This is a genomic window from Pseudoalteromonas sp. 1CM17D (assembly GCF_023161805.1).
Classification (GTDB): Bacteria; Pseudomonadota; Gammaproteobacteria; order Enterobacterales; family Alteromonadaceae; genus Pseudoalteromonas; species Pseudoalteromonas atlantica.
Genome location: NZ_JALNTP010000011.1, coordinates 92,453 through 116,148, shown reverse-complemented (window position 1 = coordinate 116,148; position 23,696 = coordinate 92,453). Strand labels below are relative to the sequence as shown.

The following is a 23,696-nucleotide window of genomic DNA, read 5'->3' as shown; positions in this document are numbered from 1 at the left end:
ATGCAGCTAAAATCAGCCTTTATCACTTTATGCAGTGCCGCGCTTACCTTTAGCCTACTGGTTAGTGAGCCGTTAAAGGCACAAACAAACTTTACGCTACCCGATTTAGGCACGTCTGCGCTACAAGTTTTGCCACTTGAAAAAGAACAAGCCATTGGCGAAGTGATGATGATGCAAATAAGAGGCTCATCACCGGTAGTAAACGACCCCGTTTTAGACGAATACTTAACCACACTTGGCCGAAAACTTGTGGCTAATGCAAATGACGTGCGTTTTCCTTTTTCGTTTTTTTGGGTAAATAACAACGAAATTAACGCCTTTGCTTTTTACGGCGGGCATGTTGGTGTGCATACGGGGCTTATTGCGCAATCAGATAACGAAAGCCAATTTGCCTCTGTACTTGGGCACGAAATAGCGCACGTAACTCAGCGCCATTTAGCTCGTCGTATTCAGCAACAACAAGACAACAGCGCACTGACTATTGCAGGCATGATAGCCGGTATATTAGCCACCGTGGTTGCTCCCGATGCAGGTATTGCTATTATTTCGGCTAACCAAACCCAAGCTGCGTTTAGCCAATTAACTCACAGCCGTGCTGCCGAGCAAGAAGCCGACAGAATTGGTATGCAAACCCTTAATAACGCCGGTTTTGACGCCCGTGCATCAAGTGAATTTTTAACTAAACTTTCAGCGCAAATAAGATATAAGTACAAACCACCCGCTTTTTTACTGACTCACCCATTGCCAGAGAGCCGTGTATCTGACGTACGCCTACGTGCAGAGCAATTCCCTGTGCGCCATTTAAACCCAAGCCTTGAGTTTAATTTAGCAAAAAGCCGAGTACTTGCTCGTTATGCCAATAAGCCCGAAAATGCCGAAGCGTTATTTAAAAAATTAATGCGCGAAAACAGTTACAACAACACCGCGCTTAAATACGGCTTGGGCATAAGCTTACTTGATCAAGATAAGCTAGATGAAGCCGCCGAAATTTTAGAGCCGCTTTTAGCGCAGAGTCCTAAAAATTTATTTTATATCGATACCCACACCGATTTACTAATAGCGCAAAAAAAAGCCGACGAAGCGGTAAAATTTTTGGCTGAACTAAACAACTATCGCCCTAACAACCAAGTTATTACTTTAAACTATGCAAATGCGGCATTAGAGGCTGAGCAGTTTGAATTAGCTGAAAACATTTTAAAAAGCTTTTTACTTGAAAAACCCGACCACAACTTAGGTAAACAGCTATTAGCCGATGCCTATAAAAAACAAGACAAGCTTGCCGCTTATCACGAGGCCAATGCTGATGTGTTATCGCAATATGGCGCGTATATTAAAGCCGCAGACGAAATCCAAAAAGCGCTTAACTTCGTAGAACCCACAGAGCTGGTTAAACAGCAACGCTTAAAAGCCTTGCTTACTCAGTATCGCCGTTTACAAAAAGAGCTGGCAAGGCTTTAAGTCTGTCAGCGCTTGCCCTAAAATAGCGGCAAATTACATTTTGGAACTAATTGTATGTCAGTGACTATTTATCATAATCCACGTTGTTCTAAATCGCGTGAAACCCTTGCATTACTAGAACAAAACAACGTAACACCAAGCGTAGTAGAGTATTTAAAAACACCGCTTAACCATGAGCAAATAAGCCAACTTTTAGAACAATTAGGGTTTAGCTCAGCTCGCCAGCTAATGCGCACAAAAGAAGATGCATACAAAGCTCTTAACCTAAAAGAAGAAAGCAACGAGTCAGCGCTAATAAACGCCATGGTAGACAACCCTAAACTTATTGAACGCCCTATTGTACAAAACAACGGTAAAGCAGCCCTTGGCCGTCCGCCTGAAAACGTATTAAGCGTATTATAATGACGACTCGCATTGTTGTCCTGTATCACTCAAGCCATGGCTCGGTTGAGGCTATGGCGCACGAAATAGCCGAGTCTATAGAGCAACAGGGTGCCACAGCCGTATTGCGTACCTTTGTTGCTAAAAACCCGCACGATATAGTAATTACAAAAGATGATTTAATAAATTGCGACGGCCTTGCGTTTGGTACACCTACCCGATTTGGCATGATGGCATCGCAAGCAAAAACGTTTTGGGAAACCACCAGCGATCTCTGGCTAAAAGGCCAGTTAATAGATAAACCAGCCTGTGTGTTTTCATCGTCAAGCAGTATGCATGGCGGCAATGAAGCCACCTTACTTAATTTATCATTACCGCTACTACACCACGGCATGATGTTATTAGGGGTACCTTACGAAGTACCAGAGTTACTAGCTACGCAAACCGGCGGCACACCTTACGGGGCAACGCATGTAGCCGGCAGTAGTAATACGAATACTTTAAGTAAAGACGAAATTAAAATATGCCAAAGCGTTGGTAAACGCCTCACTCACATTGCGAGAAAACTTCAATGAATACCGCTGACACCCCTGCTAAAAAGCCAATTACTGTAAAATTTCAGCGCACCGCTATTTTTGGCTATGTGGGTTTATTACTTTTATTTCCTCTGTGGATGTACTTTGTACCTCCGCTAAATGGCAACGCAAGTTTTGTATCCTTGTTTGTGCCTATAATCCCTTTACTGTTGCCCTTAAGAGGCTTTATTAAAGACAACACCTACACTTACGCCTGGGCTAACTTTGTTGTTATGTTGTACTTTATACATGGCTTAACCATGTTATGGGCTGCACCTGATGAGCTAATATGGGTGTTATTAGAGCTTGTGTTTGCCTCTGCCATGTTTATTGGCTGCACGTATTACGCAAGGCACCGCGGGCAAGAGCAAGGCTTAAAAATACGTAAGCTTAAAGAAGAGCTCGCAGAGGAAAAAGCCGCTAACGAATACAATAAATAATACCAATCCGCATAAGTAAGTGATCTATTTTGAGGATGGAAAAACGTGTTGATAGCAAGGCAAAAAATTCGCTATTTAGTTGCTCTAAATGAGAGTTTTTTAACGCAGATAGCGACACGTTTAGCCCCGCAAAATGATTAGATATTATTGCGGATTGGTATAATAGCTTATACATACAAAAAACGCGCTTAACATAACAATGTAAGCGCGTTTTTTTAGGCTTTTAGTTTGCCATGGCAGTCGCTACACTAATTCGCTCAGTGCAGCGAGTGCAACTATACTGGCTAATCCAAGCTGAGCTATTAAGCTTAACAACGAAAAAACACGTAACACAAATAACCCCCACGGGTGCTTTATATGTGGATAGAGCGCACAGCGCTTTAAGCTCGCCGCAAAGAAAAAACACACCGACGCAATCAATGTAAAAATTAAAGTCAGCTCACTTTTTATAGCAATGCTTTCATCAAAAAAGAAATACAGCTGCAATGGCAATAAAATAGTGACAATTGCGTGTAAGGCGTGCACCTTTTTAATGCGGTTAAACTGCCCTTCTGGCGAAAGCTCTTTTATACCAAAATCGCGCTCAAGGCATTTAACTAAATTGCTTGCTTTAATACTTACTGCTAACCGGTAACAGCTTAAGCCCTCGTTGTTACGTGCTCTAAAGTCGTAACCTGCTTTTAGTAATAGCACCATAAGGGTTTCGTTTTTAGCTAACACTGCATAATGCAGTGCAGTATTGCCTAAGGTGTCTTGCGCTTTTTGATCCTGTTTAGCCAACAGGGTTTCTATCACATTTACATAGCCTTTTTCGGCTGCCCACATAAACGCTGTTTTATTGTTTTCATCAGCCAATGTACCAGTGGCACCTTGCTCTATAAAACGCATTGCCATGGTTTGCTTTGCGCTTTTTTGGCTTAAATGAGCAAGTAATGCTTTTTCAAGCAATACAATAGAATCAACATCCGGCGATACTTGCGTTAACAGCGTAAAATAGTCTTTACCGTTTGCTACTTTTTGACTGGCAAGCTCTGTAAGTTCGTTTAAATCAGCGACCGATTCAGGTAAAAAAGCACTTAAACGCTCTCTAAAATCAACTTCTTGCCACAGTGCTAGCGTATCGTGTGCACTTAATTTACTGCCACTATTTAGAGCATGTTCAATTAACGAAAAATAGCGTTTACTAAATAATAAGCTAAACAACGAAAGCGGCGTATCAAGTGCGTTTTGCGCCGCCACACTGGCGTATTTTTCTAAGCGCTGGCACAGCATTAGCGCCATTGATTCGCTGGTGTATTCGTTATCTAAATAATGATTTTTAACAGCAGCAATGTAAGCGTGCGCATCTTCGTCATATTCACTAATATGCTGAAAATAACACTCTTCAAAGGGTTCAAGCGGGGTTAACCATATCAAATAGTAAATGGGTGGTAGCACAGTGGTGCATACACCGTCATCTTCAATAGTAGAACGACATGCAGGCCAAGCTTCTAAAGCATCTAAAATAAAGGCACCGTTTTGTTCTACAAGTCCTTTAATAAGTAATGGGTATTCCTTTGGCCAAATCAGTACATTTTCCATTAAAACAGCACAACTCCAGTGTAGCTTGATGAGGCGTCAGTTATAGCAGTTTTTAGCTGACACCACGCTTAATCGACGTGCTGATATTCTATCACACCTTTTTTTTGCTGCGAGCTTAAAGTAGATGAATATTAAGAAAATATAAAAGCAGCCAATACACTTTAGTGCGGCTGCTTTTGTGGTTGGAGAGGGTCTTAATCAGGAAGTGAACTATTTATTTTTTAGCTCGGTAATTACTTGCTCTAAGCCTACATCAGAAATACGTTGAATGATCTCTTTTTGCTTAGCGCTTAAAAGCGAAATACCTTCGGCAACAATGTCGTATACTTTCCATTGCTGGTCTTTACCTTGGCGCAGCTTAAAATGCAGATCAATCACGGGCGCGTTTGGCTCAATAATTTGCGTTTTAACCGTCGCGTACTCAGAGTCGCTTTTAGCGGTATCTTGTTCAAATACTACTTGCTGGCCGGTGTACTTCATTAGCGCACCTGCGTAAGTACCTGTTAAATAATGCTCTACCGCATCAATAAAACGTACAGCTTGCTCGCGCTCAATGCCTTTTATGTGCTTACCAAGCAATTTAAACGACACAAACTTAATATCTATGTTTGGCATTAAACGCGTCTCTACAATGCGCGCCATGTCGGCTTTGCTTGCATCGCCTTGTGCATTTACTTTTGCAATATCGCTAAAAAGCGTATCGGCAACGTCCTCAAGCATATGTTGAGGCGACTGCGCCGTTTGCGCAAATAACGCGCTGTTAAAAAAGGCAGCAGCAATAAAAATAGTGTTAAAAAGTTTCATGAGCGTGACCATGTGTGTGATTAAGATGTGGCTAAATTACGCGATTTTAAGCCACAAAAACAGACACAAAAATGCACCTTATTAATGCCAAAACAGCACCAATTAAATAAACTATTTATTTTCAAATAGTTAAGCCTTCCCTGTTAACACCCCATAAACAAGCGGCATTTTGTCCTCATTGAAAATGTGAATGGCCCGCCCTTATCATTTATTTACTCATTCGACTCACACACCAATTTGGCAGTTATGAAAACGGTATATAAAACTTTCACACTTATTCTATTTTTAGTTATTTCTGTATGGGGTAACACGGCGCTTGCGCAGTCTAATCATGGTTACGCCGTAGATGTTCTCAAAGGCGAAGGCAACGTGAATGGCGTTAAGCTGGCTTATCAATATCATGCCCCTAGCTTACAAAACTTAGTGGGCGATGCGCGCTTTTATTTTGAAACCAGCGTTAATATGTGGGAATACCGCCATGGTGACAACTCGCAATCTAATCTTGTTTTGGCTATGTCGCCCGTGCTGCAGTTTCCTGCTTTTAGTTTTCATAATACCCCGTTTTATATTGAAGCAGGTATTGGCGTATCGCTTATTGATGAAACTAAATTTGCGGGCAAAAATATTAGTACTCACTACCAATTTGAAGACCGTATTGGCCTAGTTGCAGACTTTGGCCACACAAACGTAGCGCTTCGGGTTATTCATTACTCAAACGCCGGATTTAAAGAGCCTAACCCAGGTTTAAACTTTTTAACTCTTTCAGTGGCAAGGCGTTTTTAATCTTCATTCGTATTTAGTATCAATTTGCCACTTAAAAGGGTTAAGTATTAGGTTAAATTGAAATAACTAGCCACAAAAAAGCCCTGATAAATCAGGGCTTTTTATAATTAAAATACACTACTAGCCAACTAACCAATGCGCCATTAAGGCAATAACCGGCAGCGTAATAAGTGTACGTAAAATAAATATAACGAACAGCTCAACAATGTTTACCGGTATTTTACTGCCCAGTAAAAGTGCGCCAACCTCAGACATGTAAATTAGCTGAGTTACGCTCATTGCGGCAATAATAAAGCGAGTTACATCACTTTCAATGGTGCCCGCAGCTAAAATTGACGGAATAAACATATCGGCAAATCCCACCATAATAGTTTGTGCCGCAGCCTGTGCTTCGGGTACTTGTAACCACTCTAAAAATGGCACAAACGGCATACCTAAATATTGAAATACCGGCGTGTGCTCAGCAATAATAAGTGCGAATGTTCCTACGGCCATTACAACAGGCAGTACACCAAACACCATATCAAGTGCATTATGTACACCCTCTTTTAAGGTACCTTTAAAGCCCGACGAGTTATTGGCTTTTGCTAATGCTACATCAAGTGAGTGCCCTACTAAGCTTTTACCCGTTGGGATAGCCTCAGCATCGCGATTTGGCTCACTGCCATCAATAAGCAAATCTTTTTTAAAGCGAAGTGGCGGTAAACGCGGCACAATAATAGCGGCTACCACACCGGCTAAACATACGGTGGCATAAAATGGGGCAAATAAGTGCTCTAATTTCACTTGGCCTAAAACCACCAAGCTAAAGGTAATAGAAACCGCCGAAAACGTAGTACCAATAATAGCGGCTTCGCGCTGCGTGTAGTGCTTTTGGTCGTACTGCCTTGCGGTCATTAAAATACCAACACTGCCATCACCTAACCACGACGCAGTACAGTCAACTGCACTTCGCCCAGGTACGCCAAATACAGGGCGCATTACCTTGGTTAGCATAGTGCCTGCAAGCTCTAATAACCCAAAGTTAATTAGTAAAGGCAGTAATAAACCGGCCAGTATAAATACCGAAAACAAAACAGGTAATAAGTCGTTTAATACCAAAGCGCCTGTGTTTGCAGAGGTAATTGCCTCGCTACCTAACCCTAAATGGGTCATTAGCACAAACGCCATACCAAATAAACGCACCACTAACCACACTACACTTACATCAAATAAATGCTTTAACAGGGGTGATTGGCAAATAGCGGCGGGTTTAAATACTTTGGTGATCACCGACATAACGCCAGTAATACAAATAATAAGGGTAATAATTGCTTGCGCAGAGCCAGACATCAACGCTTGCACGCCTTTAGCCATTAACGCAATAGGAATGGTCATCCCGTCTGCGGTAGGAATGGGTGTCATAAATAAAAACACACCAATTAACGACGGTACTAAAAAAGTAAACCAAGTGCGCCACGTATAGTGCCCGCGAGGAGGTAACTGAGACATATTTTTTAATCCATAAAAACTACAAAAAGAGCAAAGCGCTCTTTTTGTAGTAAAAACTTATTATTAATTATTAAATTTTGATGCCGCGCTGAATAAGTGCTGCTTCTAACGCTTGTTGTAAACCATTCATGGTGCCAGGCTCAAGTGTTTCACCTTTGTCATCCATCCAGGTTAAGCTTGTACCGCCTTCTTTAGTTTTGCTCACTAAAATTTGGTATTGGCCTTCTTCAATTGGAAGCTGCGCAACTTCGTCGCCCCAAATAGAATCCCATACACTGCTTTCTGGCTTGTTGTAGTCGGCAGTTATTAAGCCGGTATCGGTTTTAATCTCAACAATGGTAAACGATAGGCGCTCTAAAAAGCCCGAGAAGCGATCGAATACTGCATCGTATGATTGCTCAGTAACAAGTGCAGCATTGCCTTTGTTATCAAAGCCCATTTCTAAAGAAATAATACCTTGGCGCTTGCGGTTTTCTACTTCTAACTGACGATAGCGATAATCAAATTCAGCCACAACTTGGTTAAGCGCGCGTACTTCTAATTGCTGCTTAAGTAAATCGGTTAACGTATCATCACCTTTAAAGTCAATAAGTTCAGCGCGTAACGAAGCAGTACGCTGATGCGATTTTTCTTCAATTGTGAATCTAAAGCGCTCTTGGTTTTCGCTTACCTCATCGCCCCATAACCAGCTCTCTTCAGCTTTAATTATTGAGTACCAGTCGGTTTCGATAATACCAAGTAGCTTATCTTCTTTTGTGGTTGTTGCATTATTTTCGGCAATAACCGCTTTAATTGAGTCCCAAACAAATTCATCTAAATCAACAATGCCATCGTTTTTATCAAAGTAAATACGCGCTTGTTTATCGCCCTCTTCTACCCAGCTACCTTTAGCAACAGTTAAAACCTGTGCTGGTGGACGATAGTTTGTTGCCTCAGGGTTGTTATCGTATTGGCCCACATCCATTTTATAAACCGGATCTTGCGCTGGTTGAGATAACGATGGCGGGGTTTTAACACCTTCATGCGTACGATAATTGCGTTCGTTGTGCGCTTCATTAATAAAAACATTACACCCTGATAAACTTACCAATACACTCACTGCAAGTGCTTTTGGGATCCAATACTGCACAGATATTTCTCCTTAGCATACCCTTTAATTGTTTTACACGTATATGAGTGGGTAATACCGAATTTGGTTCAGTGTAAAATCAACATTAACTTTACATTTATTATTTGGCTGTCTAATTGCAATAAAGTTCACACCTAAGTGTTATAAAATCAATCACAACAAAAAGACAAATTTTAGCTATGGTACTTTCCTGTGCCAGTAAAAACAAGGAACACAACGCTTTAAAGCGCCTTTAATTAAGCGCCTATGTAGTTTAGGGTGCTTTTTGTGTTAAACTTCGCCGCCGTGCAACGTAGTGTATGCGCAGCGGGCTATACCAACTCGGTTGTTATATTTCAAAAAACGTAGGTATTAAACTTCATGACTGCATTTTCAAATCATCAAATTGTTTTAACCGCTATTGGCGAAGATAGACCGGGAATTGTAAGCGAACTTACACAGCTTGTAAGTGATTGTCATTGCAACATTATAGATAGCCGAATAGCCATTTTAGGCAGCGAATTTACCTTTACCATGCTGCTAAGCGGCGATATGTCGGCCATTAGCCGCATAGAGCACACCTTGCCTACTAAAGGCATGGAGCTAGGCCTACTCACCATGATGAAGCGCAGCACCACTCGCCACACCGAAAGTGAATTTTGCGCAGGCTATACCCTTGAATACACAGGGATAGACACCCCAGGTACACTGAGTAAAGTAACGCGTTTTTTTGCCGATCACCACATTAGTATCTGCTCATTAAAGTCAGACACCTACGATGAAGAAACCGACACTAAAATGCGCTGCGAAATTGAGTTTAATATCCCAGTAGAGGTTGATATAGACCAATTTAAAGTGACCTTTGAAAACCTTTCGCACAATCTTAACGTAGATTATATTTTTAAACGTATTCGCTAAGGAGCACAGCATGAACAAAATTAGTCCATTACAAGCCGGTGATACAGCACCAGAATTTAGCTTACAAAACCAAAACGACGAAACAGTCACCTTAAGTGAGCTGTTAAAAGAGCAACAAGTACTGGTGTACTTTTACCCTAAAGCCTCTACACCGGGTTGTACGGTTCAAGCCGAAAACTTACGTGACCAACAAGCGCAGCTTGCTCAATTTAATACCCGCGTTGTCGGTATTAGCCCAGACCCTATTAAGCGCCTTAAAAACTTTGAAACTAAAAAAGAGCTTAACTTTGATTTGCTCGCCGATGAAGATCACGCCATTGCTGAAGCATTTGGCGTATGGGGCTACAAAAAATTTATGGGTAAAGAGTACGACGGTATTCACCGCTTAACCTTTTTAGTAGGCCAAGACGGTAAAATTAAACACTTATTTGATAAATTTAAAACCAAAGATCATCATCAAGTGGTTTTAGATTACTTAGCGGCGGAATAAGTTAGCTATCAGCTATCAGCTATCAGCTATCAGCTATCAGCTATCAAAAAATTGATCTGACTCCATAAAAGTAGACACCTATTTAGGAGTCAGTTCTCATGAAAGTAAAAGCGTTTCGTAAACATACAGAGGAATTTAAAAGAAAAGTGGTGCAGGAGTCACTAGACTCACACGGTACCGTTAAAATGACCGCTAATAAATACGGTATTCATCCCGATATGCTGTCAAGTTGGAGAAGTAAAATGACCTCAAGAAAAGAGCTTAAGCCACTTAAAAACCATGGTCCAGAAAAGTCATATAAAGACCTTGAACGTCAAGTTCGTAACCTTGAAAAGCAGCTTGAGGACGTACAGTTGGAGAACGACGTACTAAAAAAGGCGAGGGCCTACTTCGACAGTCTAAAAGAATAAGGTTTCAATATATTCATAAGACCACGACGGTGAAGAAAACAGTAAGCAAGTTATGTAAGTTATTATCTGTTTCTAAGGCTGGGTATTAAAAATGGTTGAAACAGTCGTCGAATCCAGTTGAAAGAAAAAATGATCTTTTACTTCAGTTTTTAATAAAAAGAAGTAATGAAGAGCACTGCATACCTGGTTACAGGAAATTGTGGCAAGCCGCCATAGCCGACGGATATGATTGCAGTAAAGGCCGAGTGCAGCGTTTATTACAAAGCGTAGGTTATCGCTCAAAATCAGGTAAGCGTCGCTACACCAGTGGTAATAAAAAGCAGGGTTTTATAACGACAGAGAATCTACTTGCTCGTCAATTTGATGTTGAAGAGCCTAATAGTGTATGGGTATCGGATATAACTCAGGTGCGCTGTAAAGAAGGCTGGCAGTACTTATGTGTCATTTTAGATTTATACTCACGCAAAGTTGTAGGCTGGGCAACAAGTCGAATTAATAATGCGGTTTTAGTGATTAAAACACTAAAGAAGGCTTGGAATGTGCGCAAGCCGAACGGGCAACGTTTACTGTTTCATTCAGATCAAGGGAGCCAGTATCGAGCTAAAGAGACTATATCGTGGTTGAACAAGCGAGGTGTAACGATTAGCATGTCGAGAAAGGGGAACTGCTGGGATAATGCCTGTTCAGAAAGTTTTTTTGCTCAGTACAAAAAAGAATGGATGAGTAATCTAAATGAACTGAGTCGTAGCGAAATGACAATACAAAGTCGTTTTTATATTGAGAATTACTACAACTCAGTGCGAATGCATGGGACGATTGGAAATGTTAGCCCCATACAATATGAATCAATGAATTAAAACCCCGTGTCTACTTTATCGGGGTCAGATCAAATAGAAAAAGCGTTGCTCTAGGGCAACGCTTTTTTATTAGCGTTTATTGAATAAAGTACAGTGACTCGTTACATAGTTAATTAACCATAAGCGCCACTTGAATATATAAGCTCGTAACTGTGGCTATAAATTTCTAAAATATTGCCAAACGGGTCTTCCATGTAAATCATGCGGTATGGTTTTTCCCCTGGGTAATAATAGCGCGGCGCTTTCATACGCTTTTTACCGCCCGCAGCCACTATTTTATCAGCGAGTCCTTCTACATCAGGGTCTTGTACGCATAAATGAAATATTCCCGTTTTCCAATACTCAAAATTATTTTTTGGGTTTTGCTGATTTTTAAATTCAAATAGCTCAACCCCCACCCTATCCCCTGTTGATAAATGGGCTATTTTAAAACTGCCCCACCCAGCACCAAATACATCAGTACACATTTCACCAATCGGTGATTTATCTTCTGTTATTTTTGTAGGCTTCATAATTAAATACCAGCCCAACACTTCAGTGTAAAACTTAACGGCTTGCTCTAAGTTTGGAACAGATACACCTATATGCGAAAACGTACGTGGGTAAGGCATTGGCGAATCGGCTAAGCCATTTGCTTGCTCGCCTTTACCAGCCGCTTGCAAGTTGGCATTAGCACTTAAACTAGTAAACAGCATAGGCAGCGCCGCAGCACCCAATCCCGCAGCCGATAACTTCATAAAGTCTCTGCGGTTTAACTCTTTTTTACTCATGGCATGTTCCTTAACGACAAAGGCGTTAAATGTAATTAAAGGAATTAGCCATGATAAATGATTGTAGTGAGGACAAAAAATTATCAAATATGATATTTATGATTACGTTTTGTGATGGTGAGAGCTGTAATATTTTTATTATTTTACTGGGGCTCTATAAATATTTAGGCTTTGTAATACATTATCTGCAACTAAAAAATTAGGTATAACATCTACGAGCAAAGCGCCTGATTTCAACGCAACCTTTATACTTGCCTCGTTTCTCTCTAGGCACCTAAATTCGATAAATTTAACATGAGTGCTCGTGAGTAGCTGCGTAGCTTTTGAAATGATTTGACTAATAATCCCGTTACCATGCGCGTTTTGAGCTAGCCAATAGCCTAATTCAGCAACTGCCGAATCGGGACATATCGATTTAATGGCAAATACACCACAAAACTTACCTTTAAAGTTTATTTTGAACCATCGTGAACCACTTTTTCCGCTATTTACTCGTTCAAAAATATATTTATGGGCCGACGCTATGTCTGACACATCTTTAACCCAGTAAAGATATTTTGCTAAATTAATACGGTTTTCATTAACTAATCTTAAAACATCAGGAGCATCACTTTCTAATAAAGGTGAGAGCTTTATGTCTTTTGATATTTTTATATGTAAGTACTTTTCCATTTAACTTTTGATCTCCGTATATCCTTAATTACACTTTAAAATACCCAAATTAAACTTTAAGTGGCTAATTACCAATCTATTTGATAAAAAGATAAAAAAGGAGAATTTTATTTCGAGTAAGGCAATCAAGTTTAGAGTGTATTTAGTCGCATTGATTATATGTGTTATTGGCTTTATGTTTTTACCAGCGAGTAGCCAGTTTTATACAAACCCGTTTTATATTGGCAGTTTTATTTTTGCAATCGCGCTAATTGTGAATGTTATTAATTACTTTTGCCCAAATTGTAAGAAAAACCAGGTAATGCAATCAGCTACTAGCTATCGCCTGCCAAAAAATAAATGCTATCACTGCGGGGAAGAAATTAATTAACCTTTACGGATGGCGCTTTGCTTATCCGACCTACGCGTTTAAATAAGCTGGTGTGGTGGTTTATATAAAGAGTGAGTAATGGAGTTGTGGTGTTGGGTTTCGTTACACTCAACCCAACCTACTAGAGAACCAGAAGGGTCAAATCTTGACTTCATACATCATAAATTAATTAGCTATTGATATTCGCCGAAACTTAAATAAGTTACTGTGTCGGATGGCGCTTCGCTTATCCGACCTACGTGTTTAAATAAGCTGGTGTGGTGGTTTATATAAAGAGTGAGTAATGGAGTTATGGTGTTGGGTTTCTTTTCACTCAACCCAACCTTGTATCTACGTAATATAACTTAACGCCGAGCAGCTTATCGCTTACAGCTAAGCACTTACAGCTGCTCTTTCGCTTTAGCTAATCCCTAAATACTTATGTACCTGCACCGATAAACGCCAGTTCTTGGCAATACAGGTGTCGATGGCTAATTTAGTGGCTGACACTTTTTGGCTGATTGGCTGTAAGTATACAAGCTTCGGGTTAACACCTGTTTTGGCAAATAGCGCTTCAAGCTCTTCTACGTGCTTTTGCATCGCTACTGGGTGCTTTATCTCGTTGGCGCGCTTCATGGCGCTGGTAAGTACTTCGTAACCGCCGCGCATGTTTATTTTAGGCGATACGGTAACCCAGGTTTGCTCAGGGGCGAGTATTTCAAAGGTGCCGCTGGTTTCTATTTGTGTTGTAAAGCCATTATCGTGCAATAGCTTACACACTGGGTTTAAATCGTACATACACGGCTCGCCGCCGGTAATTACAACATGCTTTGCTGTATAGCCACGTGATTTAAACAGCTCAAGTACTTGCTCGGCGCTGGCATCGGCCCAATGATCTGAATCGGCTTTTTTTTCTACCGTTTCATCAAGCGATACTTTGTACACGTTATCGACTTCCCAAGTTTGTTTAGTATCACACCATGCGCAGCCCACTGGGCAGCCTTGCAAACGCAAAAATATTGAGGGTGTGCCGGTAAAACTTGCTTCACCTTGGATGGTTTCAAACACTTCATTAATTTTGTACAAAAGAGATCTCACTTACTGCCTAGCTGCAAAATTGCTACTATAAAAGACGAAAAAGCGCTGCCCAAAAATTGTTATTTAAGCTGCGGCCGTGTAGTATATCGCGCCCTGATATAAACCTCTATTAAAACTAAAGAGCAATCCAGATATGACGCAAAAAGTAGTTGTTATTTATTCCGGCGGTATGGATTCGTTTACCGTATTAAATAAAGCCTTACAACAAGGCCATGATGTTTATGCCCTTTCATTTGACTATGGTCAGCGTCATGTTAAAGAGCTTGAAGTGGCTGCAAACGTGTGTGAAAAACTCAACGTTCCACATAAAATTGTAGATATATCAGCTATTAACCAGCTTATTGGTGGCTCATCACTGACTGATGATATTGATGTACCAGAAGGTCATTACGAAGAAGAAAGCATGAAAAGCACCATAGTGCCTAATCGTAATATGATTTTGCTTTCGCTTGCGGTTGGTTACGCTGTGTCTTTAAAAGCGAGCAAAGTATATTATGGCGCGCATTCGGGCGATCATGCTATTTACCCTGATTGCCGTCCTGAGTTTGTGCAAAAAATGGATGATGTATGTCGTATTGCTAATTACGACGCTGTAGAAATTTTTAGCCCGTACCTAAATAACACAAAAATTGATATTTTAACCGATGGCATAAAAATGGGCTTAGACTACAGCCAAACATGGACTTGTTATAACGGACGCGAAAAAGCCTGTGGTAAATGTGGCGCCTGCCAAGAACGTTTAGAGGCATTTTCGCTTAATAACGTCACTGATCCAATCGAGTACGAATAACCGCTAGTTACGGGGTTTTCAGTGAAAGTACGGTTAATTTATTAGCGCTGAACGCAAAAAGGCTATCATCTCGATAGCCTTTTTTGTATTTGCTTGTAAATTACAACCAGCGTTTTACTTTGTTTTTATACTCTGTGAATTCTTGGCCAAATAATTTGCTAAGCGCCCGTTCCTCAGGAATTATTTGAAAAAACGTTAAATAAGCAATAAACCCAGCAACACATAAAAGTGCCCACAGCGAACTAAGCCAAATACCCCAGCCAGCTAAAATAAACGCAAAGCCTACATACATAGGGTTACGTGAAATTTTATATACGCCACTGGTTACCAACTTTGATGCTTGCTCAGGCTTATTTGGATTAACTGTGGTACGTGCAAGTTTAAAGCTTACCACTGCGGCTATACAAAATGCGCACCCTATAATGACTAAGCTTGCTGCTAAGTAGGCAATAAACGCTGTAAAATCAATCACACTGTAATGGGCTATTAACGCCATAATGCCTGCAAAAACGAGCACGACAATAACCGGAGGGATTTTATTATTTAACATAGCAACTCACTGTATTGATTATAAAATAAAGTTCTATAAGTCTGTAAACACTATACCCGTTTGCATTAATACACAATTAAATACAAAGTTAACGCTGGCATAGAGCACGTTAAAGTGCTGATTAAAGTCACACGGTTTAATCTCAAATAGACTTATTAATTATGCCATTAGTTATTAAACAATAACGCAGGTGTATCAATGATGAACACAACTCCACGCTGTAATCGACAAATAAAGTTACAATTGTCAGGTTTAACCGCTGCTAAATATGGTTATACTTTATGCAACAGTTAAAACTATAAAAAGGAAGTGGTTATGTCAGGCACTACAATGATAGTACTTATTGTGCTTATATCGGTTGGCTCTGGGGTTATTTACGATATGTACAAAAAGCACCTTGAATTTAAACACAAAATGCAAGATAGCAACCAAGATGCAAATAAACAACTGGCCGAGGTAAGTGCCCAAGTGGTTGCTTTAAAAGAGCGCGTGCAAACGCTTGAGGCCATAGTGACAGACTCAAGCTACACCACAAAAGAAGAAATTAACCGCCTTTAAAAACGATATAAATGTGCATTTTCTGGCTGCTCTATACCGTGGGCAGCTAAAAACCCATCTATAGCTTGGCCGCAACCTTGTGGCGCACGCGAACTATCAATTTCAAAATTAAGCTTATTTGCATGTTGCTTGCCAAGTGAGCACAGCCCCAACACTTTTGGCGAGCGCATTGCCACACTAAGAGCACCTATTTTTTCTACGCAATTGTGTTTACTAAATCGGGCAAACCCTTGGTATTTAAATTGCTCACTCACATACTCATTACTAATATCAACCAGGGCATTAATAAGGCCATGTAAAAAGCTATTTGCGCTGCTATCACTGGTTAAAAATGCAAAGGTTTTATTATTAAATTCTGTAAGCTGGCAAGTATTGCAGTGTAATTTTAAGGTGTATAACCACTGCTGCGAGCTTAGTTGCTGCATAGCACTTAGCGATACCTTAGCACCTGCAAATACCACCCGTTTTAATAACTGCTCAATAGTGTAATGTTGCTCATTGCCCTGCGCCGCGTGTGCAATAACAAGCTCTGCATTTTGTGCCATAACCGGTAAATCATGATGATTATTAAATGGCGTGCTGGTGGTATTATTGCTGTGAGTAAGTTGAAACAGCTCTCTTACCTCGTGCTCTCGCGCTATTTTAAGCGCTAAAAACGCTGTTTGAATAAGCTCGGAGGTTGGTAAGTTTTCCTCTACTATCCAGCGCCTGCCAAACAGTAATTTTTTTGCTGTGCCCTCACCCGCGTAACTACTGGTTTTGTAATTATCGGGGCTGAGTACGGCAACTTGTAAATAAATTTGCTGATCTTTTTGTGCAGCAAGCACTCTAAAGTGCGCTGAAAAATTAATATTTTCTAGTACTTGATTAACGCTTTGTAAGGTGTGTTTATAGCGTAAAAAGTGCTGTGGAACTATCCAGCTGTTATTAGCAAGTTGCACTAATGGAGCATACGAAATTGGCTGCTCGTAGCTGTTTTGCCATTTTTGCTCTGCACTGAGCAGCGGCTCAATGCGACTTTTTTTATCTGACATACATAAACCAAATAAACTCGCGCAAGGCGATATAATCTATGTTGATGTTACGTTTTTGCGCCTTGCATTAGATCACACTATTAGCGCTAAATAAGCCATTTTTAAGCGTCGCTGAGTTTTTTATAATCTGTTATAACTTTTTGATAATAAAGCTCATCTTTATTAAGCATTTTATTATAATGAGTGAGTAATTGTTTAAGGTATTGCCTGTGCGATGCATTATTTAAATCCCACATGCTGTTACCAGTAGATGTGAGCAACGTTGTGCTACGTTGACTTACCTCTATAAGCTCATAATAGCGGTTGTTTTCAGTGATTAATTGCTCGCTTTCAAGGCCAAAGCCTAATTTGGCTAAACCACTGCGCAAATGATAAGTATGGTGTATAGGGCAAACTATAAAGCGGGTGCTTGCTACAGATGCAGCGCAATTGTTTTTAATAATGCCAGTAACAAGTTTTAGTAACAGCTCGCCGCCAACACCTGCAATAACCACAGTATTTAACGCATTTGGAACGAGCTTTATTTCTCTTACATCTTGGCAATGTACTTTATATTGCGCATCACTTGGCAGTGTTTGGCTAATATTTGTAAGGTGCTCGCTCAGCTCGGCCATTATTTTATCTACCACATCTACAAAATTAACCTGTTTTGCAGCGCGGCGCTTTAATAGTGCAATGCCTAAGTAACCATGATCGCAGCAGCAATCCCAAATAACATCAACGGGGTTAGTAATTAACGCATTAATTGCGTTTAAACGCTTACTCAGTTTCATTTAATACCAATGAGCTTAATTAAGTGATCTATTTTGAGGCTGGAAAAACGTGTTGATAGCTAGGCAAAAAATTCGCTATTTAGTTGTTCTAAATGAGAGTTTTTTAACACAGATAGCGACACGTTTAGCCCCTTAAAATGATTAAGTATTATTGCGAATTGGTATAAGTTGCGGTATGCGCCATTTTATACACTAACGCTTTTAAGCTTTTATTGCTGTCTACTTCTACAAAACGGGCCGTTGGTGCAAGGCGCTTAACAAATTCTATTGCTCCTTGGGTGTGCTCGTTTATTAAAGCTTTAAACGCATCTTCGCTAAGCTCTGGGCTATTAGCGCATAATAAAAGCTGTGTGGTATCGCACAGTAGTTCGGGCAATCTGCGCAGCACCTTTTGATAATCTTTAGTTAGAATAAAGCTGCCCTTTTGAAAGCTTGGCGGGTCTACAATAATTAAATCAAACGGCGCTGCTTTTTTTAATTTACCAAACGACTTTAAAATATCGTGCGGTAAAAAACTCACTCCGCGCTCAAAACCATTAAGTTGGTGGTTTTGCTTACCTACTTTAAGTACGCCTTTGCTCATATCCATGTTCATAACGTGATCGGCCCCGCCTTGCATTGCCGCAAGCGAAAAACCACACGTGTATGAAAACAAATTAAGTACTTTTGCATGTTTACTATTGGCAGAGACAAACTCACGGCCACTTCGCATATCGGGGAATATTCCGGTGTTTTGGCGGCTTGTTAAATCCACTAAAAAACCAATGCCGTTTTCTTTTACCACATGTGGCGAGGGAAGATTACCATGCACTAAACGATTACTGCTTTGTACACCTGCGCGCTGTTGATACACCAATGCAGATATTAATTCAGGGTGATGCTGTTGCGCCCACGCCCAAAGGGTACTGGTCAGTGTATTTAACGTGGCTTCGTCAATTTCTTCGTACGAAATTAAAAACAAGCTTGGCGGATAAAAGTCTAAATTAATATGGCTTAGCGATGCCACGCTATGGCCGCGGCCATGAAATACGCGGCATAGTTCGTTTTGTAGTAATGGCGCATCTTCAAGCGCGCTTATTAGGGGCGAAAAATCGGGTGTCATTTAGTTAATCAACTGTTGTTGTAGTTCGTGTATTTCGTCGCGTACAGACGCGGCTTTTTCAAATTCAAGGTCGCTGGCATAAGCATGCATTTTGCTTTCAAGCTGTTTAATTTGTGAGGCAATTTCTTTCGCACTGAGTATTTTTTTAGACTCTTTACGTACCAGTTTAAGATTATCTTGTGGTGCGGCTTCTTCGCCCACATCCATAATATCGGTGATCTTTTTAACCAAGGCTTGCGGCTCAATGCCGTGCTCTATATTAAAGGCGTGTTGTATTTCGCGGCGGCGCTGGGTTTCGCTAATCGCTTTTTCCATCGATTTAGTTACTTTGTCGGCATATAAAATGGCGCGCCCGTCGAGGTGACGAGCAGCACGACCAATGGTTTGAATAAGCGAACGTGCGGAGCGTAAAAAGCCTTCTTTATCGGCATCTAAAATGGCAACTAGCGCCACTTCGGGCATATCTAAGCCTTCTCGTAATAAGTTAATACCCACTAACACATCAAACACACCGGCGCGTAAATCACGAATTATTTCAACGCGTTCTACTGTGTCTATGTCTGAGTGCAGGTAACGTACTTTTACATTGTGCTCGCTTAAGTAATCGGTTAAATCCTCAGACATACGCTTGGTAAGCGTAGTAACCAGTACTCGCTCACCTTTTTCTACACATTTATAAATTTCTGAGAGTAAATCATCTACTTGAGTGCCTACTGGGCGTATTTCTATTTCTGGGTCTAACAGGCCCGTTGGGCGTATAACTTGCTCTGCTACTTCGCCTGCGCTGCGCTCTAATTCAAAATCACCCGGCGTTGCCGATACATAAATCGTTTGCGGTGCTATGGCCTCAAATTCTTCAAAGCGCAATGGGCGGTTATCCATCGCCGATGGCATTCTAAAGCCATATTCAACTAGGTTTTCTTTACGGCTTCTATCGCCTTTATACATGGCACCAATTTGCGATACGGTTACGTGCGATTCATCGATGATCATCAATGCATCATCAGGAAGATAATCGAGTAATGTTGGTGGTGGATCGCCCGGTGTACGCCCCGACAAATAACGGCTGTAGTTTTCTATGCCCGAGCAATAACCAAGCTCGGTCATCATTTCTATGTCGTATTGCGTTCGCTGCGCTATACGCTGCTCTTCTACTAATTTATTGGCACTTAATAATTGTGCTCTGCGCTCTTTAAGCTCAGCTTTTATTTTTTCTATGGCATCAAGAATTTTTTCGCGTGGCGTTACATAGTGCGTTTTAGGGTAAATAGTGGCACGAACTATGTGTTTTTCTACCGCACCGGTAAGGGGATCAAAAATACTAAGGCGCTCTATTTCGTCATCAAACATTTCTACGCGTACTGCATAGGTGTCTGACTCGGCAGGAAATATATCAACAACTTCGCCACGTACACGGTAAGTACCACGGCTAAAGTCAATGTCGTTACGGGTATATTGCAGCTCAGCTAAACGGCGCAGCATATCGCGTTGGTCGACCTGTTCGCCTACTTTTAAAAGCAGCATCATTTTCATGTATGAGTCGGGGTCGCCCAAACCATAAATAGCCGACACAGAGGCCACTATTATGGTATCGCGGCGCTCAAGCAATGCCTTAGTAGCACTTAAACGCATTTGCTCTATGTGCTCATTAATAGAGGCGTCTTTTTCTATAAACGTATCGCTGGCAACCACGTAGGCTTCTGGCTGGTAGTAATCGTAGTAAGATACAAAATACTCAACTGCATTATTAGGAAAAAACTCTTTCATCTCTCCATATAACTGCGCGGCAAGTGTTTTATTATGCGCCATTATTATTGTTGGGCGATTTAAATCACTAATAATATTGGCCATGGTAAATGTCTTACCTGTACCTGTAGCACCGAGTAAAGTTTGATGCGCAAGCCCGGCTTCTAAGCCTTCTTCAAGCTGTTTAATCGCTGTGGGTTGATCGCCCGCGGGTTTAAATTGTGACTTTAGCTCAAAGTGATCACTCATTCATTTACTCCGTTACCGTGTTACTGCATATTGCATCTAGCTCTTTTACAAACCATTTGTACGCGACTAACCCTGTGAATACATTACCGATTGCAGCGCCAATAAATAAACCAATCAAGCCACCTAGCATACTGCCTACATAAGCAAAAGGCAGGTAAAACACAAACAAACGAATAATACTTAAAAACAATGCATTCATAGGTTTGTGTAAAGCATTAAACGATGAATTTGATAAAATGATCACCCCTTGAAAACCATAACTTAGCGGTATGGTGTATATAAAGAGCTTAATAACATCGATTACAGCTTGTTCTTTACCAAATAATTGGCTTATTACCCCTGACAGCGCAATGAGTAAAATATAAATAGCAAATTGCCATATCATCACAAATTTAAGCGTACCAATGTACGCCTCTTTTACGCGGCCTAATTTACCCGCCCCAAAGTTTTGGCTAACAAAAGGAGGCAATGTCATCGACAAGGCCAGCACTAAAATACTGGCAATTGATTCAATACGGCTGCCCACACCAAAAGCGGCAACCGCTTCGGGTCCATGATTGGCAACGAGTGCGGTCATCACAGCCATTGCTACTGGGGTAAGCATGTTAGCCCCCGCTGCGGGTAAACCTATTTTAAGTACTTTTTTAATTGCACTTGCCGCAGTTTGATTACCGGCTTTTAAGCTTAATAGCCGCTTTTTAACGCCCAGCACATATAAAATAATAATAACCGCTACGCCCCAGGCAATAACACTGGCAATAGCGGCACCTTGAATGCCTAGTGCCGGTACTGGGCCCCAGCCAAATATTAAAATAGGATCGAGTATGGCATTAATAAGCCCTGCCCCACCCATTACTATGCTGGGTGTTTTAGTATCGCCACTGGCTCGTAATACCGAATTACCTATCATAGGGGTAATTAAAAATACGCTACCAATAAACCAAATATTCATATATTCATGAATAAGTGGCAGCACTAATCGTCCGGCCCCTAATAAAGTGAATATTGGGTCGATTAGTAAATATCCAACAAACGAAAGTAAAATAACTAATAGTAGCGCCACAATAAGCGACACACTGGCATCAAAACGCGCCTCTTCTATTTTATTACTGCCTAAGGCTTTCGCTATTACCGCTGATGTGCCAATACCTAAACCTATGGCTAGGCTTATTACCGTAAAGGTTACCGGAAACGTAAAGCTTACCGCCGCAAGGGGCTCTGTGCCCAACATACTGATAAAAAATGTATCGACTATATTGAACATCATTAGCGTGACCATGCCAAATATCATCGGGATGGTCATTTTTTTCAATGTAGGCAAGATGGGATCGTTAAGTAAATCTGGGCGTGATTGAGAATGTGAAGTTTCGCGCATGGAATAAATAAGCCTCTTTTACTGAGCGAGCCATTTTAAAGCATCATAGCAATTCAAGCCACGGATTTATCAATGGATTTCATACTAATAATAAAGCAACAATTAAAAAAATAGCTAAAGTTGAATTTTTAAGCATTTGTGCACAAATACGCCCTTAGAGCGTCAAAAAACAATAAGTGAACATTTTTATTACTTTTTTAACATTTAACCCTGCAAATTCGCTGAATTTTTACACAGCGCGGTATTAATCTTTATCGTAACGAATTAATTTACTCATCGTTGCATGGTAATTCAGCATGCATTTATAACCCTATGTTTTTTATAGTAATAAAAAAATCGTTTTAAAAGCTTGAAATCGTTGTAGCGCCCTAAAACTCTGGTCGGGACAGTGTTCTTAAAGTTTCATAAACAGAGTTATCCACAGAAACCGTGGATAACTCAGCTGAGCCCGCATTTATAAAGGCTTGCGCGCTGGCTAAAATTCAGCTCAGGTCCTACCTTTGTTCAAAGTTAAAGTTAAAAACTTATCAATGCTTGCAAACAAAAAATTAAGCTAAGCCAAATCTTTGTGCCTAATACAGCTATAAGTGACTTAATTAGTTAACGCAAATATTTAGCAACTTATTGATTGTTTTGTTTTTGTACAGCTTTTTAAAATAAAGTTTTCAGCCACGGCTTTATTAGTTTAACCCCTCTTAAATGCCGTAATACGAAAAAACTACCCTGCTGGATTTTTTAAAAAGATCTGCTATCTAAATTTATACTCGGTTTTATGACAACCAGGTTAAATACAAATTTACTGATTTGCCGCGATAAATTTTGTCTCAGCGGCATTTTTTACACATAAATTAAACAATGGCTATTTTATCGGCGCTGTTTTTTTCACATTGGTGTGAGTCTAAATAGAGATTTACCGCCGTGTTTTGCATAAATAGAGTTATAAAATGCGCAGATCGAACATAAAAACAACGAATAAACTTCTTTTTTAAATTTATGACTTTTATATGTTGACACTTTGCGGCTCCATCATTAATATTTCGCCCCGTTGAAAGGCATGACGCTTCCCCCTTAGCTCAGTTGGTTAGAGCGACGGACTGTTAATCCGCAGGTCCCCCGTTCGAGTCGGGGAGGGGGAGCCAAGTTTTTCAATCATAAACGATTCCCCCTTAGCTCAGTTGGTTAGAGCGACGGACTGTTAATCCGCAGGTCCCCCGTTCGAGTCGGGGAGGGGGAGCCAAGTTTTTCAATCATAAACGATTCCCCCTTAGCTCAGTTGGTTAGAGCGACGGACTGTTAATCCGCAGGTCCCCCGTTCGAGTCGGGGAGGGGGAGCC

22 protein-coding genes, 3 tRNA genes and 2 pseudogenes are annotated in these 23,696 nt (G+C 40.7%); 13 read left to right on the top strand and 14 right to left on the bottom strand.

Annotated features, from left to right (window positions below; translation table 11 throughout):
- Genes MSC25_RS17365 through MSC25_RS17350 form a run of 4 tightly spaced genes read left to right on the top strand, consistent with a single transcriptional unit; the run spans position 1 to position 2,854 of the window.
- Entirely contained in the window at positions 1-1,458 is a 1,458-nt protein-coding gene (locus MSC25_RS17365) for a M48 family metalloprotease (protein ID WP_024034211.1), read from the top strand.
- A 54-nt stretch (positions 1,459-1,512) separates the two neighbouring features.
- Positions 1,513-1,860, top strand: a complete 348-nt coding sequence (gene arsC, locus MSC25_RS17360; protein ID WP_248444047.1) for an arsenate reductase (glutaredoxin) — start codon at positions 1,513-1,515, stop codon at positions 1,858-1,860.
- Positions 1,860-2,414, top strand: a complete 555-nt coding sequence (gene wrbA, locus MSC25_RS17355) for an NAD(P)H:quinone oxidoreductase (protein WP_004589170.1) — start codon at positions 1,860-1,862, stop codon at positions 2,412-2,414. The genes arsC and wrbA overlap by 1 nt, the downstream gene beginning before the upstream one ends.
- Complete coding sequence (locus tag MSC25_RS17350) at positions 2,411-2,854, top strand: DUF2069 domain-containing protein (RefSeq protein WP_004589169.1); 444 nt, start codon at positions 2,411-2,413, stop codon at positions 2,852-2,854. The genes wrbA and MSC25_RS17350 overlap by 4 nt, the downstream gene beginning before the upstream one ends.
- 243 nt (positions 2,855-3,097) lie before the next feature.
- On the opposite strand, the gene MSC25_RS17345 is transcribed toward MSC25_RS17350, so the two are convergent.
- A complete protein-coding gene (locus MSC25_RS17345) occupies positions 3,098-4,435 on the bottom strand; it encodes an ankyrin repeat domain-containing protein (RefSeq protein WP_004589168.1) in 1,338 nt (445 codons plus the stop codon).
- A 210-nt stretch (positions 4,436-4,645) separates the two neighbouring features.
- Complete coding sequence (locus MSC25_RS17340) at positions 4,646-5,239, bottom strand: ABC transporter substrate-binding protein (protein ID WP_248444046.1); 594 nt, start codon at positions 5,237-5,239, stop codon at positions 4,646-4,648.
- A gap of 246 nt (positions 5,240-5,485) precedes the next feature.
- Here MSC25_RS17340 and MSC25_RS17335 point away from each other — a divergent pair, with 246 nt between their 5' ends.
- Positions 5,486-6,022, top strand: a complete 537-nt coding sequence (locus tag MSC25_RS17335; RefSeq protein ID WP_004589166.1) for an acyloxyacyl hydrolase — start codon at positions 5,486-5,488, stop codon at positions 6,020-6,022.
- Positions 6,023-6,142: 120 nt separating this feature from the next.
- On the opposite strand, the gene MSC25_RS17330 is transcribed toward MSC25_RS17335, so the two are convergent.
- A complete protein-coding gene (locus MSC25_RS17330; RefSeq protein WP_029772478.1) occupies positions 6,143-7,513 on the bottom strand; it encodes a YjiH family protein in 1,371 nt (456 codons plus the stop codon).
- A gap of 70 nt (positions 7,514-7,583) precedes the next feature.
- Positions 7,584-8,642: an outer membrane protein assembly factor BamC gene (gene bamC, locus MSC25_RS17325; RefSeq protein ID WP_029772477.1), complete on the bottom strand. Its 1,059-nt coding sequence runs from the start codon at positions 8,640-8,642 to the stop codon at positions 7,584-7,586.
- 360 nt (positions 8,643-9,002) lie between these two features.
- On the opposite strand from bamC, the gene MSC25_RS17320 reads away from it, so the two are divergent.
- From MSC25_RS17320 to MSC25_RS17310, 3 genes and pseudogenes are all read left to right on the top strand, one after another.
- Complete coding sequence (locus tag MSC25_RS17320) at positions 9,003-9,539, top strand: ACT domain-containing protein (RefSeq protein ID WP_024034205.1); 537 nt, start codon at positions 9,003-9,005, stop codon at positions 9,537-9,539.
- A 10-nt stretch (positions 9,540-9,549) separates the two neighbouring features.
- Positions 9,550-10,029, top strand: coding sequence for a thioredoxin-dependent thiol peroxidase (gene bcp / locus MSC25_RS17315; RefSeq protein ID WP_029774548.1), 480 nt, complete (start codon positions 9,550-9,552; stop codon positions 10,027-10,029).
- Between the two features lie 98 nt (positions 10,030-10,127).
- A pseudogene (locus tag MSC25_RS17310) lies at positions 10,128-11,296 on the top strand (IS3 family transposase).
- A gap of 113 nt (positions 11,297-11,409) precedes the next feature.
- Here the strand turns inward: MSC25_RS17310 and MSC25_RS17305 are convergent.
- From MSC25_RS17305 to queE, 4 genes and pseudogenes are all read right to left on the bottom strand, one after another.
- Positions 11,410-11,907, bottom strand: a complete 498-nt coding sequence (locus MSC25_RS17305) for a lactoylglutathione lyase family protein (RefSeq protein ID WP_235576495.1) — start codon at positions 11,905-11,907, stop codon at positions 11,410-11,412.
- An 87-nt stretch (positions 11,908-11,994) separates the two neighbouring features.
- A pseudogene (locus MSC25_RS20300) lies at positions 11,995-12,066 on the bottom strand (twin-arginine translocation signal domain-containing protein); the annotation flags it as partial.
- 138 nt (positions 12,067-12,204) lie between these two features.
- A complete protein-coding gene (locus MSC25_RS17295) occupies positions 12,205-12,738 on the bottom strand; it encodes a GNAT family N-acetyltransferase (RefSeq protein ID WP_096041476.1) in 534 nt (177 codons plus the stop codon).
- Between the two features lie 769 nt (positions 12,739-13,507).
- Positions 13,508-14,173, bottom strand: coding sequence for a 7-carboxy-7-deazaguanine synthase QueE (queE, locus tag MSC25_RS17290; protein ID WP_004589468.1), 666 nt, complete (start codon positions 14,171-14,173; stop codon positions 13,508-13,510).
- Between the two features lie 145 nt (positions 14,174-14,318).
- Between queE and queC the strand changes: the two genes are divergently transcribed.
- Positions 14,319-14,975, top strand: a complete 657-nt coding sequence (gene queC / locus MSC25_RS17285) for a 7-cyano-7-deazaguanine synthase QueC (RefSeq protein ID WP_004589469.1) — start codon at positions 14,319-14,321, stop codon at positions 14,973-14,975.
- Between the two features lie 100 nt (positions 14,976-15,075).
- Here queC and MSC25_RS17280 read toward each other — a convergent pair whose 3' ends face one another.
- Complete coding sequence (locus MSC25_RS17280; protein WP_004589470.1) at positions 15,076-15,525, bottom strand: isoprenylcysteine carboxylmethyltransferase family protein; 450 nt, start codon at positions 15,523-15,525, stop codon at positions 15,076-15,078.
- Between the two features lie 315 nt (positions 15,526-15,840).
- On the opposite strand from MSC25_RS17280, the gene MSC25_RS17275 reads away from it, so the two are divergent.
- Entirely contained in the window at positions 15,841-16,083 is a 243-nt protein-coding gene (locus MSC25_RS17275; RefSeq protein WP_024034198.1) for a hypothetical protein, read from the top strand.
- Here the strand turns inward: MSC25_RS17275 and MSC25_RS17270 are convergent.
- From MSC25_RS17270 to MSC25_RS17250, 5 genes are all read right to left on the bottom strand, one after another.
- Positions 16,080-17,117: a hypothetical protein gene (locus MSC25_RS17270; protein WP_248444045.1), complete on the bottom strand. Its 1,038-nt coding sequence runs from the start codon at positions 17,115-17,117 to the stop codon at positions 16,080-16,082. The two genes, MSC25_RS17275 and MSC25_RS17270, sit on opposite strands and share 4 nt — an antisense overlap.
- 101 nt (positions 17,118-17,218) lie before the next feature.
- A complete protein-coding gene (locus MSC25_RS17265; RefSeq protein ID WP_248444044.1) occupies positions 17,219-17,890 on the bottom strand; it encodes a tRNA (adenine(22)-N(1))-methyltransferase TrmK in 672 nt (223 codons plus the stop codon).
- A gap of 148 nt (positions 17,891-18,038) precedes the next feature.
- Positions 18,039-18,992: a class I SAM-dependent methyltransferase gene (locus MSC25_RS17260; protein WP_248444043.1), complete on the bottom strand. Its 954-nt coding sequence runs from the start codon at positions 18,990-18,992 to the stop codon at positions 18,039-18,041.
- Positions 18,993-20,987, bottom strand: a complete 1,995-nt coding sequence (gene uvrB / locus MSC25_RS17255; protein ID WP_248444042.1) for an excinuclease ABC subunit UvrB — start codon at positions 20,985-20,987, stop codon at positions 18,993-18,995. It lies immediately after the preceding gene.
- A gap of 4 nt (positions 20,988-20,991) precedes the next feature.
- Entirely contained in the window at positions 20,992-22,362 is a 1,371-nt protein-coding gene (locus MSC25_RS17250) for an MATE family efflux transporter (protein ID WP_248444040.1), read from the bottom strand.
- A 1,062-nt stretch (positions 22,363-23,424) separates the two neighbouring features.
- Here MSC25_RS17250 and MSC25_RS17245 point away from each other — a divergent pair.
- From MSC25_RS17245 to MSC25_RS17235, 3 genes are all read left to right on the top strand, one after another.
- A tRNA-Asn gene (locus MSC25_RS17245) sits at positions 23,425-23,501 on the top strand.
- A 21-nt stretch (positions 23,502-23,522) separates the two neighbouring features.
- Positions 23,523-23,599, top strand: a tRNA-Asn gene (locus MSC25_RS17240).
- A gap of 21 nt (positions 23,600-23,620) precedes the next feature.
- A tRNA-Asn gene (locus MSC25_RS17235) sits at positions 23,621-23,694 on the top strand.
- Positions 23,695-23,696 lie beyond the last annotated feature (2 nt).